Source organism: Vibrio sp. 10N.247.311.14 (genome assembly GCF_041467715.1).
GTDB lineage: Bacteria > Pseudomonadota > Gammaproteobacteria > Enterobacterales > Vibrionaceae > Vibrio > Vibrio crassostreae_C.
In genome coordinates, this window is sequence record NZ_JBFSVE010000009.1 from 90,530 (window position 1) to 105,739 (window position 15,210).

Annotated in this window: 17 protein-coding genes; 9 read left to right on the plus strand and 8 right to left on the minus strand. The window is 44.5% G+C overall.

What is annotated here, in order from left to right; translation table 11 throughout:
* Positions 1–37: 37 nt before the first annotated feature.
* Together AB6F11_RS05245 and AB6F11_RS05250 are read left to right on the plus strand one after the other, a co-directional pair.
* Positions 38–280, plus strand: coding sequence for a hypothetical protein (locus AB6F11_RS05245; RefSeq protein ID WP_017064006.1), 243 nt, complete (start codon positions 38–40; stop codon positions 278–280).
* Between the two features lie 204 nt (positions 281–484).
* Positions 485–946: a hypothetical protein gene (locus tag AB6F11_RS05250; RefSeq protein WP_017069722.1), complete on the plus strand. Its 462-nt coding sequence runs from the start codon at positions 485–487 to the stop codon at positions 944–946.
* Between the two features lie 43 nt (positions 947–989).
* Here the strand turns inward: AB6F11_RS05250 and AB6F11_RS05255 are convergent, their stop codons facing one another.
* The 4 genes from AB6F11_RS05255 to AB6F11_RS05270 all read right to left on the minus strand — a co-directional run bounded on the left by AB6F11_RS05255 (position 990) and on the right by AB6F11_RS05270 (position 5,492).
* Positions 990–3,221 carry a hypothetical protein gene (locus AB6F11_RS05255; RefSeq protein ID WP_104216190.1) on the minus strand — a complete coding sequence of 744 codons (2,232 nt, stop codon included), beginning with the start codon at positions 3,219–3,221 and terminating at the stop codon, positions 990–992.
* A gap of 431 nt (positions 3,222–3,652) precedes the next feature.
* Positions 3,653–3,991: a hypothetical protein gene (locus tag AB6F11_RS05260; RefSeq protein WP_017060926.1), complete on the minus strand. Its 339-nt coding sequence runs from the start codon at positions 3,989–3,991 to the stop codon at positions 3,653–3,655.
* Positions 3,992–4,190: 199 nt separating this feature from the next.
* Positions 4,191–5,165 carry a Gfo/Idh/MocA family protein gene (locus AB6F11_RS05265; RefSeq protein ID WP_102398423.1) on the minus strand — a complete coding sequence of 325 codons (975 nt, stop codon included), beginning with the start codon at positions 5,163–5,165 and terminating at the stop codon, positions 4,191–4,193.
* Positions 5,166–5,168: 3 nt separating this feature from the next.
* Complete coding sequence (locus AB6F11_RS05270; RefSeq protein ID WP_017060928.1) at positions 5,169–5,492, minus strand: putative quinol monooxygenase; 324 nt, start codon at positions 5,490–5,492, stop codon at positions 5,169–5,171.
* A gap of 106 nt (positions 5,493–5,598) precedes the next feature.
* Here AB6F11_RS05270 and AB6F11_RS05275 point away from each other — a divergent pair, with 106 nt between their 5' ends.
* Positions 5,599–6,456 carry a LysR substrate-binding domain-containing protein gene (locus tag AB6F11_RS05275; RefSeq protein WP_017069718.1) on the plus strand — a complete coding sequence of 286 codons (858 nt, stop codon included), beginning with the start codon at positions 5,599–5,601 and terminating at the stop codon, positions 6,454–6,456.
* Positions 6,457–6,484: 28 nt separating this feature from the next.
* Here the strand turns inward: AB6F11_RS05275 and AB6F11_RS05280 are convergent, their stop codons facing one another.
* The 3 genes from AB6F11_RS05280 to AB6F11_RS05290 form a co-directional block, all read right to left on the minus strand.
* The gene (locus AB6F11_RS05280) at positions 6,485–7,693 is read right to left on the minus strand and encodes a winged helix-turn-helix domain-containing protein (protein WP_017072304.1); all 1,209 of its coding nucleotides are present in this window, start codon (positions 7,691–7,693) and stop codon (positions 6,485–6,487) included.
* Positions 7,694–7,727: 34 nt separating this feature from the next.
* Entirely contained in the window at positions 7,728–8,375 is a 648-nt protein-coding gene (locus AB6F11_RS05285; protein WP_017060931.1) for a DsbA family oxidoreductase, read from the minus strand.
* A 180-nt stretch (positions 8,376–8,555) separates the two neighbouring features.
* Entirely contained in the window at positions 8,556–9,353 is a 798-nt protein-coding gene (locus AB6F11_RS05290) for a Cof-type HAD-IIB family hydrolase (RefSeq protein ID WP_102398424.1), read from the minus strand.
* Positions 9,354–9,615: 262 nt separating this feature from the next.
* Here AB6F11_RS05290 and AB6F11_RS05295 point away from each other — a divergent pair, with 262 nt between their 5' ends.
* The 5 genes from AB6F11_RS05295 (at position 9,616) to arsB (ending at position 13,576) form a co-directional block, all read left to right on the plus strand.
* Complete coding sequence (locus AB6F11_RS05295) at positions 9,616–10,779, plus strand: glycosyltransferase family 2 protein (protein ID WP_017064013.1); 1,164 nt, start codon at positions 9,616–9,618, stop codon at positions 10,777–10,779.
* On the plus strand, positions 10,776–11,438 hold the full coding sequence (locus AB6F11_RS05300) for an START domain-containing protein (protein ID WP_065583761.1): 663 nt from the start codon (positions 10,776–10,778) through the stop codon (positions 11,436–11,438). Before AB6F11_RS05295 ends, AB6F11_RS05300 begins: the two co-directional genes overlap by 4 nt.
* Positions 11,439–11,469: 31 nt before the next feature.
* Positions 11,470–11,877 (plus strand): glycine zipper family protein, encoded by a 408-nt coding sequence (locus AB6F11_RS05305; RefSeq protein WP_029235181.1) that lies wholly within the window; start codon positions 11,470–11,472, stop codon positions 11,875–11,877.
* Positions 11,878–12,069: 192 nt separating this feature from the next.
* Entirely contained in the window at positions 12,070–12,411 is a 342-nt protein-coding gene (locus AB6F11_RS05310) for a helix-turn-helix transcriptional regulator (protein ID WP_017064015.1), read from the plus strand.
* A 109-nt stretch (positions 12,412–12,520) separates the two neighbouring features.
* On the plus strand, positions 12,521–13,576 hold the full coding sequence (gene arsB, locus AB6F11_RS05315) for an ACR3 family arsenite efflux transporter (protein WP_102398425.1): 1,056 nt from the start codon (positions 12,521–12,523) through the stop codon (positions 13,574–13,576).
* A gap of 89 nt (positions 13,577–13,665) precedes the next feature.
* Here arsB and AB6F11_RS05320 read toward each other — a convergent pair whose 3' ends face one another.
* Entirely contained in the window at positions 13,666–14,556 is an 891-nt protein-coding gene (locus tag AB6F11_RS05320) for a LysR family transcriptional regulator (RefSeq protein ID WP_102394242.1), read from the minus strand.
* A 130-nt stretch (positions 14,557–14,686) separates the two neighbouring features.
* Here AB6F11_RS05320 and AB6F11_RS05325 point away from each other — a divergent pair, with 130 nt between their 5' ends.
* Positions 14,687–15,118, plus strand: a complete 432-nt coding sequence (locus tag AB6F11_RS05325; protein ID WP_102394241.1) for a PACE efflux transporter — start codon at positions 14,687–14,689, stop codon at positions 15,116–15,118.
* Positions 15,119–15,210: the final 92 nt, after the last annotated feature.

Here is a 15,210-nt window from a genome sequence, read left to right on the forward strand (position 1 = left end):
GCGCTCCCTTTTTTTATCATCGAATAAGGATGTTGATATGGTATTACGTGAGTTCAAAAAACATTTCAGTCGTGGCGACCTGAAAGCAGCAATTGGTGTCGTGTCCCCTGGAGCTAATGGTTATTACTTAATGGTCAAAAGTCATAAGTGGGGAGTAAACAGCTTTCTTGAATCCGACAGAAAAATGCAACCCAGGGTATTCAAGACTCAACAAGCTTTGTTGAACGCCGCTAAAGCAATCGGTTTTTCCTACCACTCGATTGATATCCAACATTTATAATCAAGATGGTTAGATATTGGGTTGATTCTGTTATCGGTGTCGCTTCGTAAAATAACCAAACATTCAGAGCCTGAATACCACAACTCCAAAATCATCTATTTATCCACTCGATAAAAATAATTCTTACAATTAAGCGTGTTTATTCGTTAATAATATTGTTACTCAACGGCATAATAGTCATGAATCCATTCAAAGAGTTAGGTTATGTTCTACAAGCGTCTTTTGGTATTGGCTTTACCGCTTACTTTTGTGTTTTCCACCCATGCTGAAACGTTTGGTGAACGAATGGCGCGCATCGAACAAGAGAATGTACTGGCGAAAACCATGAGTGAAGAACAAGTTGAATTGATACAAAAAGTCGTACAGACCAACCACTGCGCTAAAGTGGCGTTAACCCATCACCAACGCATTTTGGGCCAATATAAGGTTGAGACATCTTCTTCTGAGTTATTCGTAAAATGGCGTCAACTCGGTAAGCAGTTAGACGCTCAATACGAGATGGATTACCCCGGCTACCCTAAGCACGCTTTTCAAGAATATCCTGCGGCTTCAGGCAAAGTCGATGGCTACCTTTTTGCTCTAATCGACAATGGTTTAAACGAGCAATCGTGGATCGCCAAAGAATTTAAGCAGTGTAAAAAGAATAAGCTCATATCCCGAACCTAAGCTCTAGTCTGCTCTGGTTCGAGAGTGCTCACTCGCATTAGTTCTAATAAAGTAAGAACAGCCCTTCATAACCGCCAATTTCTATTTCACTCACATAGTCACCAACGTTACCGTTAGCATCAACAGGTTTCATTGGAACATCCAGCGCGATGGTGAGTTTTGCCGCGTCATAAAAGCTCGGATTCTTACCGTGGAAATCCGTGCGATACAACACACGACCATTGCTGAACTCTCTCGCTAACACCATGTCCTCAGGGCCACCAGCAACCACCTGATTTTCAGATTGATACATAAAGTACGTGAACGTCGGTAGAACGTGAGTGATACCATTGGGCAGATCAGCATGCACCATTTCGTTCATCGAGGAATCGCCAACGATGGTGTAGTCAACAGGCTGAGGTGTCGTTGTCGAAAGCATCAAAGGAATCGGCGCAAAGCCATGTGGGATTTGATGACTCGGCTCTCCCAAGTCAACGGCCAATAACGAACTGGGTTGGTAGGCGATGTTTTTAGGGACACCACTTTGCCAGAAAGTGTCAGCCGTCGTATTGCCACTTCCATAGACGTAACCATTGTTCCACTGATTAAAGTAGCTATGTTGAGCGTGTCGATTGAGGTGGTAGATCGCTAGGGTCGAGTATTGGTCTTGCTTCCAATTATCTTCACTATTTCCAAGATACTGAACTCGCCCATAACGCGTTGTCGCCTGAAAAATAACACTTTGCCCATTGTAGGCGAGCGCAGAATTATCCCAGAATTTTGAGATCCCCGAGTAACCACTAAACCCAGTAGACGGAAAAATGTAGTGCTCGCGTAAATACAGAGAGCCCGCCTCGCTAAGATGAGACTGTCCATTTCGACCCAGTAAGTTCGCGGTTCCGATATTCAACCCAATCGACGCATCACTTTCTAAAGCAGAAAGATTTTTGAGAAACGCTGAAAATTGTTGCTTGTAGAGATCATCCGCTTGATTCGAACCCGCAACAGCTCCTAATTCTTGAACATGCCCGCCAGAGTGAACATAGAACTGGTTCGAGCCAATGAGTTTATTTGTGTCGTCGTTGTACGCACCATTCAAACCTTGTCTTGCCCAGCTTTGCTTGTAGTAGCGATGAATAGCAGATAGATAATCCGCGTTTGCGACGTTCGTTAGCGACCAAGATGAGTTAGCGCTCCACATTCGACCAAATGGCACCACTCTTGATTCCCAACGAAAACGTGCTGTCGCGTTCTTATTGGTTCGATTTCGATACTCGCTTGGCGACAAGTAGTTATCACCATCTAGATCTGCAGACACATCAAAACCACGGATTTTTCGCCATTGGCTGATAGCATTGCCGTCCGGGGTTGAAGTCGGAGCATCGGTTAACTTGACGGTTGGAAAACTGTTTTTGAGTTTTACTTCTTTTAAACGCGGCCTGTCGTCGGCATTCTCACTTTGCCAACGAACTCTCACAACGTATAAGCGCCCACCATCTCTCAAAAAGGTTGAACCAAAATACTGGCCGCCGCCATAACTCGCACCGCTCCCATCATGAGTTGTGGCTCTTAACCAGTTATCCGGAAGGTTCCAGATCACCGATTGGTTTTTGGTCATATTGAGCGTTTTGTCTTTCTTTACATCAAGCCTTTCCCATTGTGAAACCCTACCCTGAGAATCAATAGCAGTTGGGTATTCAATCCAAAATTCACCGCTGCCAGCAAACTGTGAGAACTTAAAGGTCAGCCGTTCGAACTGTTCAGCATGATAGACATACAAAGCCCCACCCTGTTCGAAATTCTCAAACACATCGGCATCCCACGGAGGCTCTTGATACAACCAAAAACCAGCATGGTCTTCACTGGCTGTATAACCCAAGATCATAGGTTTTCGGTTTAAAAGGGTCTTTTCGCCATGAGTTTTATCAACTTCGGCAATGACAGTATCTTCAGAAAAGTGCAGGAAATAGTCTTCGAAATTGAGGCCTTCTAACTCAGCTTGGTTACGGAGATCGTTCTCCAACCAACCCGAGTTCATCGCCATGACTTGGTTGTACATATAACCAATTGTCGTGGCCCGCTCATTGTCGGCTTTGTCGGCATAAGCTCCGAACACAATATCACTGTTGGAAATTTCCCAATCAATGACGGCATTCGTAGATAGTGGGGAGCCCAAAAGATCAACACCAACTTCATGTTGCCCTGGCAGCACAACCGCTGTACCAACAGCAAAAGCGTAACCAGCGATTAAACATGACGGTATGAGTGCGAGCAGCCCAGAAATGTAGGTTTTCATGATTCAAATTTCCTAATCGATACTGTCATGCCTTAAATCACAAAACGAAAAGTCAGCCAACTTACGTGTCAATTTAGGAATCAAAATACGAAAAAAGTATCGACTACATGGCTCTATTGTTCAAGTGCTCGTCTGTCTTGTTTCATCGGTGGCAAGTAGAACGAGCAAATGCCGATTCAAAATCAATGCATTAAGGAAAATATAAGTTTTTGTGATTTTAATTTTATTTGGAAACCAAGTATCTCCGGCTAACGAGAAATCAGCTCAGATTTTCTCAAAATGAGAATAATACGGTTTGGAAGATGAGAAGTTATCAGAGCCTAGAACTCAGAATAGGACTTGGATTTGCTGTATCGAATCTCAGTTTGAGCGCCACACTATTGAAACTCAATTTGGATAGGCTGTCTAAACAAGAACGATGACAACGCTCCTTAAAGCCTCTTGTTCCACTTCCCTTGATGGTCGCGATCGCAATTTTCTTGCGTATCGTAGCTAACATGCTTATCGATATTCTTCAGTTGAATTCCAACTTGATTGAACGCTTGTTGAATAGCCCCTGAGACACTCTGTTGACCTTCGCCACTTAAGAAGTTCGTTCTATCCTGATTGGTATCGAATACACAGACAATTTTCAAACTTTGCGGAAAAGATGAGAAGTTGACCGAGTGAGTCACCCATAAAAAACCATCGAAGCCTTTCAGCGTGTCTTCACAAACGTCAGTTAACACGTCTCTGATTTGATTCTCGATTTTCTTATCTGATTTACGCATGCGGCAAAGGTCCTATTTAACACCTTAAAAAATAAGGTTTTTCGGTCAGTTTCGTACTACCTGATATTGGACACTGTGGCGGTTTCAAATGCAAAGTATTTATTGAGGATAATGGGCGAGAAGGATTAGAGAAACACCTCATGCTTGATAGCTTACGAAGCTACCAAGTATGAGGCGTGTACAGGAATTAGCAAAGAAACTAGCTCGCCGCTTGTTCCCAATCCGTCAGTAACTTCATGATTACGCGAGAGTCTTGATGAGTCGCCATGGGTGCTGCAAGTTGTGTGTCACCTCGCTCAACTGCTTGGCGGATATTGCGCGCTTGATAATGGAAGCCATCGCCTTGCGCTTCGACTTTTACTTCACGTGTCGATGTTTCGTAGATCTCAACCGTGAATGTGTTGTCTTCGGTCGGTAACCATGGGTTGGTGTCGAGAATGATACAGCCTTTACTGCCTAAAATCGTAAAGCCATGCTTTAAACCGTGGTCTTCTGCAGTATGGATTTGCGCGGTAAAACGGTCGTTGAAAAGCATCATCGCCGATGACTCGCAGATGTTACCATCTTGACCACGTCGGCCAATGGCTGAAATCTGCACGTCATCAAACACACTCTCACCAAACTGGTGTTGCGCGACAGAGTGAATCAGCGACATTGGGTAACAGCCAAGGTTGTATAGCGCGCCTTTGCTCGCAGGATTCACGAACTGATCAATCGCCGCAACGTAGGAACCTTGAATTGAACGCACTTCGCCAATCTCACCAGTTGCCAGTTCTTGATGAAGCTTGGTGATAAGTGGATGGTTTAAATACATCAAACCTTCAGCAAAGAATACGCCCGCTTCTTTCACGGCTAGTAAAGCTTGCTCGGTTTTTTCCATATCTACCGACAAAGACTTCTCACACAAGATCGCTTTGCCTTTTTGAGCCGCTTTAATCACATACTCATGATGAACGTGGTTTGGTAGAGCAATGTAGATAATGTCGACCGACTCATCTTCAATCAAGGCTTCATAGTTGTTGAAGGTTCGTGTTGGCTGGTATTGGGCAGCAAACTCATTGAGTGTTTTCTCTGTGCGTCCAGCAACAGCATACAGCTCACTTTGAGCATCGCCTTTAATCGCATCCGCCATTACGCCTGAGATAAAGCTGGTTCCTAGGATTCCCCATTTCATGTCTTAGATCTCCTGCTCTTGTGCTTTGATAGGCCCACGTTGCGTTTCGAATGCTTGAACCAACTCGGTAATATCACGCTCAATAAACGCTTGGGTATGAGGCATCACAAAGTGCTGATTGATCGCCTCGCGGTTTACGTATTGCTCAAGCAAGATCACACGATCGCTTTGGCTTTGATCATAGGTTGCAATTGCTTGTAGGCAGCCCCGTTCGCTTTGCATGTCTAAACAAAACTGTTCGATAGCTTCGAGCGCAGCTGCTCGTTCTATGTTGGTTTTGATCTTAAGTTCGGCAGTAACAAAGATAGTTTCATTCGTTTGAGGCATTGCACGCTCTTATTTTAGTTAATTATCGGTTTGCCATTAATATAATTAACCCCTAATAATTGATAAACTCACGTTTTGTTTATTGTTTATCAACCAAAAGTGTTCAATGGATAAGTTAACCAGCATGAAAGTCTTCGTCTATGTGGTGGAACAAGGTAGCTTTCGCAGCGCCGCAAACCACTTCAACCTGTCGGCGACCATGATAAGCAAACATGTCCATTCCTTAGAAGCCAGTTTGAAGTCTCAGCTGATCCACCGCACCACGCGTAAGCAATCGTTAACCGATTCAGGACAACTTTACTATCGTGAGTGTAAGCGAATTCTCGAAGACATCAGCAATGCAGAGAACCTGATTCAAACCTTGGAAAATCAACCACAAGGCACGGTAAAAATAAACTGCCCTGTCACCTATGGAAACAAGGTACTCGCCCCTATCGTAGCTAAGTTTCTCGCGCATCACCCAACCATCAACGTTGAGCTGATGTTGAATAATGACCTTGTCGACCCTTATTCATCCGACATTGACCTGATTGTGCGAATTGGCGACCTGTCCGATTCAAGCTTGGTCGCAAGGTATTTAGGGGATTATGAGATGTGTTATTGCGCGGCGCCCGCTTACCTAAACCAACATGCTGAAATCAGAGTATTAGAAGACTTGGCACAACACCCATCGCTTGGATTCAGTTACAGCAGCCAAGCTCCTCACGCCACACCGAATAAAGAACGTGTGCGCTTGATGTCGAATAATGGTGATGTGTTGCGGTATGCCGCCCTGCAGGGTGTGGGCGTGTTGTTGCAACCGACTATCTTAGTCGCAGAAGAGATTGATCGTGGAGCGCTGTTGGAAATCCTACCCGGCATGGCGCCGTTACCAAAGCCGATTCACTTGCTCTACAAAACCAAGCAACTGTCGTTGAAGAACAGAACCTTTGTCGAGTTCTTGTTAGCTGCGTTTGCTGAGTAACTAAGCGCTTTCTAAACAACAAAGACCGCTAGACTGTTTGCCATTGGCTCATCAAGCGCTTGCCAAGATCAGAGGGCGTGGTGTTATGGACGATCATCTCATCACATTGGTTGAACACCATGAAGTGTTTTAGTTCATCGCATAAAGCATGAACCAACAACTCATGGTTTTTAATTCGCTCTTCCACAACCAAGTTACGGATATTGAGCAAACCACTCTTCCTGTCGACCTTGCAATCCATTCGTGCCACCAGCTCACCTTGCCACAGAATCGGTAAGCTAAAATAACCAAACTGACGCTTGGCCTCTGGAACATAGCATTCTAAGAGGTAATCAAAGTTGAACAATGATTGCATTCGCTTTCGTTGAATCAGCAGGTTATCAAACGGAGACAGTATCTTAAGCTTGGTTCTGGAAAGAGGTTGATTCAGCAGTTCAAAAGCACCTGGCAGGACATAGTAATCAGAGCCTTGAATATCTACTTTCAGAACCTGCTTATCTTCAAGCATCTGTTGGAGTGCTCTCTGAATCAAAGGCTTTGTGTTCTTGAGTAGGTAGCTCATTTCCGACGCTATTCCAACTCCGTTAGCCTCTAAATAACGTGTTATCAGATGCTCGATGTACTCTTGTTCTGTCGGCTCAGAGGTATCAATTCCGCTCGGTAAAACTCGCTCGGTTAGGTCATACACCTTATGAAAGTTAACTCGGCTTGGCACCATTAAGTCGCCTTGCATGAACAATGTTTCTAATGCTTGCTTGGCCGGTTTACCGCCCCAACCGCCGGGGTTTGGCCTATCCCCTTCAAAATCTTTCGCCATCAACGGCCCTTCATTCTCAATACGTTTGAGAACATGAGCCATCAGTGCGTCATTCTTTTTATACCAATGCTTGAGCTTACCGCTCGCAAAGCCATTCTTGCGGTGTAGGCTGAATCGGAAGTCACGCATGGGTAAATACGCGGCGGCATGCGACCAATACTCAAATACTTCTCGACGCTCTAACAGCTTATCAAGATGGTTCAGTTGGTAATCTTGATTGCGATTCCAAAGCGTGTGGTGGTGAGCTCGCTGAATCACAGAGATGGTATCAATTTGCACATAGCCAAGGTTTTCAATCGCAGACAACGTGTTCGCCAAAGCGCCCCCATTGCGTTGCTTTTTAGGTGGCAACTTCTTAGGCGGCAGCTTTTGCGAAAGCAATACCAGTTTTTGCGCTTGAGCGAGTGACAGTGATTCCATGAAATTCAGACTCTAATTGATAGCAATGATCCGTTTATGATTCAGCAATAAGCTCTTGAAGAATCTGCTTGTAGGTTTCTACCGTCTGCGCGCCCGTTACTGCACTCTTACGGTTGAACACCACAGTAGGAACCGCAGAGATCCCCATGCGTTGCCATTCAAACTCTTGCGCTTCAATTTGCTTCAAGTTGTCGGTGTTCTTTAGGCGCTTCAGTGCCTTCGTTGAGTCTAAGCCAACCGCTTCAAGCTCTTGTGCAATGACTTCAAGATCGGACAGGTCTTTTTGCTCTGTGAAGTGAGCAGCAAAGAAGCGTAGCTTTAACTCAGTCTGTTTGCCGTGCGCTAGTGCAAAATCGAGAAGTACATGTAGATGACGTGAATTGACCATTCTCATACTGTCATAGAAATTGAAATCGAAACCAACCGCTTGGCCGCGAGCCGAAAGCTGTTCTCGTGAACGTTGGCTCTCTTCTGCGCTAGAACCGTATTTTCTCATGATATGGGCACGCAGGTTTTCGCCCTCTTGCGGCATGTCAGGGTTAAGCTCAAACGGCTGCCATTCAAGTTCAATCTGGTCTTCTAAACCAAGTTCCGCAACGGCTAGCTCTAAGTTTTTGTAACCGACTACGCACCACGGGCACATTACGTCAGAAATAATATCAAGTTGAAGTTTCTTGCTCATAATCATTCCAAATATCGTTACTAAGGCGTATCCAATTCAAAGTGAATACCCATCTTTCTGGTTAGACTACAACAAGCTGAACACTCGTTCAAATTTAACTCAATACAACAGCAGCCAACAAAAAAGCCAACTCATTTTCACGAGTTGGCTTTGATAAAAATCGAATCTAGCTTAAGAGCGTTACGCTAGCAACTTCTCAAGTACTTGGAACACACCCGCGTCAACGTTACTTGGCGCGCCAAAACGCGCGATCTCTTTTAACTTTGGATGCGCGTTTTCCATCGCGTAAGAGTGGTAGCTCTCTTTAAGCATTTCCAAGTCATTTAGGTAATCACCAAAACTCATGGTCTGCTCGTAAGTGAAACCTAATGTGTTCTGTAGATGTTTAATCGCCGCGCCTTTTGACGCTTCAGCGTTCATCACATCCAACCAAATTTTCGCACTGACAACCACTTGGTAGTTCTCACCAAACTTAGCGTCGATGCTTGGGTTTACTTTCTCTTGTGAACCATCAAAGTGGCAAATAGCAACCTTGATGAAATCGTCTTCTACCGCCAGCAAGTCTTCTACTTGCTCACGGCGATGGTAGTACTTAGAGATCTCCGCCAGAGCACGCTCATCTTTGGTTTCGATGTATGCCGATTTCTTACCGCATAGCACCACATGCGCGCCTTCAATAGCTCGAGCTTCTTTAATGATCTCTTTAATGGCATCAGTATCAAGCAAGCAGCTGTAAAGTTCTTGGCCTTTGTGCATCACTAATGTGCCGTTTTCAGCAATAAACATCATGCGATCTTTAAGCGGGGAAAATGTTTCTAGCAAGCTGTAATACTGGCGGCCAGACGCGGCAGCAAAAATAATATCTTGCGCTTCTAAGCGCTCATAAAGATTGAAAAACTCAGGGTCGAGCTTTCCATGCTCATCGAGTAAGGTGCCATCCATATCAGTCGCGATAAATTTGATATTTTGTTGGGGCATGTCGGGCGTACCTATTATTGGATTATGATCATTCGTTATCTTGAGTAACGGTTCTGGGTTCGATTATATCGCTAGAGTCGCTGGTGAATACAATGCTTATTTTACCGCCTGTCAGTCACTGTTTCACATCTTTCCAAGGCAAACGCTAACAGAAGCGCATTCCAGTTTGAAGGGTTAAGTCCTACATACAAGATGTGCGCTAGGTCACACTCCACTATATTCTTTCCTGTCTCTCCATCACTTTATTCCGACCACAGTCATTATGATTTTAGCTATTATTACGACCTTGCTTTGCATCGTTACCGTCAAGTTTCTAATTACACTTGCGAACTTAGAGCGCCATCGTATTCACATTGAACCTAAAATATCGTTCAAAAGAACTGAGTGGCCGACTGTTTCCGTCATTATTCCTGCGCGAAATGAAGAAGACAATATTGAAATCAGCCTTGGCTCTCTATTGAAGCAGAGCTACCCAAAAGACAAGTTTGAAGTCATTGTTGTTGATGACTTTTCTACTGACTCAACCCGTGCAAAAGTAGAAGCATTGATCAGTAAGTTCGACGTTAACGCGCGCTGTATTTCAGGTAGAACGTTACCGACCGGATGGCTTGGTAAGAGCAATGCATGTATGGCTGGCGCACTCAACGCGAGCGGTGAATATGTGTATTTCATTGATGCAGATACCGATTCAGCACCCGCGATGCTACAGAGCGTTATCGACTTTGCTATCCAACAAAAAACTGATCTCTTATCGTTTAATCCAAAACAAACTTTTGCGTCTGTGGCAGAAAAAGCGACCTTGCCGGGCATCTTTCTATCGATCGCATCTTATATGAACTTTAAAAACTCGAACGACATGACTAAGGAAGAAGCGATTGCTAACGGTCAGGCGATGTTGTTTACCCGAAAATCCTACGACGCAGTCGGTGGACACGCCGCAGTAGCAAACGCGATATCGGAAGACATCGCCTTTGCAAAAGTCATGAAGGTCAATGGATTTAAGATTTTCTGGGCATTTGCAGACAAACTAATGAGTACGCACATGTATTCAGACTTCAACTCAATCTGGGCTGGCTTTTCCAAAAACATGAATCTTATTGTGAATTGTCAATCGCAAGCACAAGCTTTAAAAGTCTTCATCAAAGCCAACATCATCGCATGGGCGGGACCGCTTTTGATGCTTGTATCGGCGAACGCCTTCATCAGTGACATGTCTGCCATTCATGCTTATTCGCTCATTGTCAGCTCTGTGATGCTCTTGGTGTCGATCGTCACCTACTTCATTTTGGTTAAGGAACTGTTTGTTCCCGCAAAATTTGCGTTAACCGTACCCTTCGGTATTTGTGTTCAAAGCCTACTCGTGCTGAACAGTTACCGCTTATCTAAAACCAATAAAATCAGCTGGAAAGGGCGCTCATTAACATGATGAATAAGATTATTACTTTGCTTCTTCTTGCTTGTTCAGTTTCGGTGTTTGCATCAGACACCGATGGCTGGTCACTGGCACGCGATAAAAAAGGCATCGAGGTTTATAACCGTAAAATTGAAGGCAGTCACTTTAAAGAATTTCGAGCAGAAGGCGACATCAACGCGTCCCTCACTTCTATTATCGCACTCTTTATCGATACCTCTGTTGGCACGCAATGGGTAGAAAACATCGATGACATGGAAGAAATAGAGCATTTTAGTGCGGCGCACACGATCACCAAAACCTATACCAAGGCACCTTGGCCAGTTGCCGATCGAGAAGCTATCGTAGAGAACGTCATCACTCAAGATCCAGAGACGATGGTTGTCACCATTGATCAGCATGGTAGGCCTGATTACCTGCCAAACAATAATAAAAAAATCATCAGAGTGGCTGAATTAGAGGCGAGTTGGATCCTGACACCAATCGACGAAAACACCACCCATATCTCTTATCGAGTATTGAGTGATCCAGGTGGCGATATTCCGTATTGGCTCATTAACATGGTGGCCGTTTCTCAGCCTTACAACACGCTTCGCGGGTTATCTAAGATGTTGGATTCTGGTGAGTACACCGATCGTCGCCTTGATTTCATCGAGAACTACACGTCACTTTAACAATGCAATGAATACTCTAGAGGTCTATATTGTGAAATTTCCATTCTCTCCAATCGCAGCGATATTGCTTGTAGCATCAAGTTCAGTATTTGCTAATCAAATTATTGTCGATACTAAAGGTGTTGATGAAACACAGTATCACGCCGATCTGTATGAATGTGAGCAATACGCTCAACAAGTGAAGCCTGAAGAGGTCGATTCTCTTGGCAGCGATATTGTCGGTTCAACCGCTAAGGGTGCAGCGCTGGGTGCGGTTGGTGGAGCCGTCTCTGGCGGGAGTGGTCATGATGGTGCAAAAATTGGTGCTGGCATCGGTATTATCAGCGGCGCTTTAAAGCACGGTGCTCAAAAAAGACAATCCGCCGAGCTATCTGAGCAGCAGAAGTTTCAAGTGAATCGTAACTGTATGATCAACCGAGGCTATACCGTTCTTAACTAGCGGATAACCGAGCAAAATGGCGTTTAATCGATGTTCACGCCATTTTGCGTAGCTGAGTCAAAGCAGAGTTCAACCATAGTCCCTGAATCGCCACCTTAAAGTTCGTTCAAATAGACAGTGAGCATTGACCCCTATTTAAAATAGGCTTATCATTAATCGTCTTTTAACGATTAATGAAAGTGAGACGTCAATATGAACTCAACTTGCTCGACATCTGGTGGCTGTTCTCTGCCCATCGAACACGGTGATGCTAAAGCAGAAAAGCAAATGGCCGCACTGGCGAAAGCACTCGCTCACCCAGCAAGAATACGTATATTGAGTATCCTTTCCACGTTAGAAAAATCGGGCGGCTGCTTGAACAGTGATCTGGTGAGTGAATTGGGTTTAGCTCAATCAACGGTATCAGAGCACTTAAGAATATTGAAAGCCTCAGGTTTTATTACGGCTGAGTCGATTCCGCCGAAGATGTGTTACCGCATCGACCGCGACAATATTCAACGCTTCGAATCGATATTTAACAGCATTTTAAAATAGAAGTTCACGCTTGAATGATCGGCTTTGATAGCCTTTACTTTTAAGCGTGTTTTTTTGCCACAACCAATCGTTTTTCGACGATTTACGATATCAACTAAGAGAGATTATCATGAAACCAAAGTTAGGTTTTCTAGATCGCTACTTAACACTGTGGATTTTTATTGCCATGGGCCTTGGTGTACTACTCGGCACCCTATTCCCACAGATCGAACAGTGGAACGATTCAATGTCTGTTGGCACCACTAACATTCCGCTTGCGGTTGGCCTTATCTTAATGATGTACCCACCTCTGGCTAAGGTTAACTACAACCTGCTAGGCACTGTGGTAAAAGATAAGAAAGCCATTAAGCTCTCTTTGATCATGAACTGGATCGTTGGTCCAATTCTGATGTTTGTATTGGCACTAACTTTCTTGGGAGACCACCCAGGTTACATGGTTGGGGTGATTCTGATTGGTCTTGCTCGTTGTGTGGCGATGGTTCTGGTTTGGAACGACATCGGCGGCGGTAACAAAGAGTACGGCGCGGCATTGGTTGCTCTAAACAGTGCATTCCAAGTGGTGAGCTACAGCTTTATGGCGTGGTTGTTCATCAGCGTTCTTCCACCAGTATTTGGTTACGAAGGCATGTTGGTTGATATCTCGATGATCGACATTGCACACAGTGTAATTATCTACCTAGGTATCCCATTCCTAGCGGGCTTCCTAAGCCGTAAGATCCTTGTGTCGATGAAAGGCGAGCAGTGGTACAACGACGTATTTATTCCACACATCTCTCCAATCACACTGATTGCACTACTGGCAACCATCGTTCTGATGTTCAGCCTAAAAGGTGAAATGATTGTTGAACTGCCAATGGACGTTCTATTAATTGCGGTTCCACTGACTATCTACTTCACTGCGATGTTCTTCATCAGTTTCTTCATCGGTAAAAAGATGGGCATCGAGTACGACAAGAACGCATCAATTGCATTTACAGCAACAGGTAACAACTTCGAGCTAGCGATTGCCGTGGCTATCTCAGTATTCGGTATCAACTCAGACCAAGCGTTTGCAGGCGTTATCGGTCCACTGATTGAAGTCCCTGTGCTGATTTACCTTGTGAACGTGGCGCTTAAGATGAAAGACAAGTACTACAACGGTCAGACGGTTAAACCTAGCGTATAGCATCTACGTCTACACCTAGAACTAGAACTAACAAAAAGCAGCATCACTTTGAACAGAAAGGCTCACACGTTAAACGGTGAGCCTTTTCTTTATTCAGTTTCGTCTAATAGGCCTTTCAATGCTTGTTCAAGCCAAAGTAATGCAGGACCTTTTGAGCGTGTTTTAGACAGAACAAGATCAACCGGAGGCGACCAAGTTTTATGGTCAAATGACACATTCACCTCTACCAAGCGCTGTTTAATAAGCTCTTCTTCAACAAGGTGTTTCGGTAAGTATGCCCAACCGATATCGCTACCAAGAATCATCTCTTTAATGACGATAAAGCTGTTTGACCACCATACCTTTCCGGCAATCAGCGGAAACGGATCCATCACCTTACCTTTGTCTCCCCTCAACATTAACTGACGATGCGGGAGTAAGTCAGAGAGTTTCGCCACACCTGTTTTTGCGAGCGCATGACTTGGATGACACACAGCAATAAACGGTAAGTGACCGATAAAGCAAGGCTCAGAACCGACATCAAAAGCCAAGTTAGTAAACATTAATCCAATGTCGGCCCTCTCTTCGATAATTAACGGATTGACCTCTGTCGTGGTACACGCAACCAGTTCCACTTCAGTCGCAGGGAATTGTTGACTGAACTGACTAAGGATCTTAGATAGATTCGGGACCAATAGTGAATCATCTAATGCAATTTTGATGAGCCCCTCTTCACCACTGCCCATCGCACTAACCGTCACATTCAGATCTTCAACCTGAAGCACGATCGCTTTCACCTGTTTAAATAACTGCTCGCCCGCTTTGGTTAGTGAAGGCTTTCGAGTCGAACGATCAAAAAGCTCAACATTAAAATCTATTTCAAGATTACTGATGCCTTGGCTCACCGCCGACTGCACCTTCCCCAAATGACGAGCACTGGCAGAAAATGACCCTAATTCAACGGCATACACAAACATTTTCAGTTGTTCAATGTTGTACATTCGGTGTCTCCCAAAACTTACTATCACTATATGTGATGCTAACTATCTTTATATTATCACTTAAGTAGATATTATCTAGTCAAGTCATTAGCCCATCGGCGGCTATTTAATCGTAAAGAGAGTTAGAAAAATGTCACATAAAGAACGCATGTTGCACATGGTGCTATTTGAATTGGTTGCTTTGGTTTTGATGGCAGGGCTTGCAACCTATATTACAGGAAACGGCGCAGGTGAAATGGCAGGCTTAGCGCTCGCAATATCATTGATAGCAATGGCTTGGAACTACGTTTACAACTATGGCTACGACAAAATTTACGGAACAGACCGAAGCAAAAGAACCACGAAAACACGGCTGCTACACGGGCTTGGTTTTGAGTTAGGTTTGATGACGGTAACACTGCCTGTATTAATGTGGATACTTCAACTCGATTTCCTCACCGTTCTGATCATGGATATCGGCTTGGTTATTTTCTTTGTTTTGTACGCGATTGGGTTCAACTGGGCGTATGACTCGGTTCGATATCAATTGGTTGCGAAAGGAAAAGTGGCAGCTCTGGTTTAGAGCGGTAAGTTCGTCTCGTATAACAAGAACATACACCCAATCGAGTAGGAGGAGGCCTCACGGCCTCCGTCCTCTCACACCACCGTACAAGC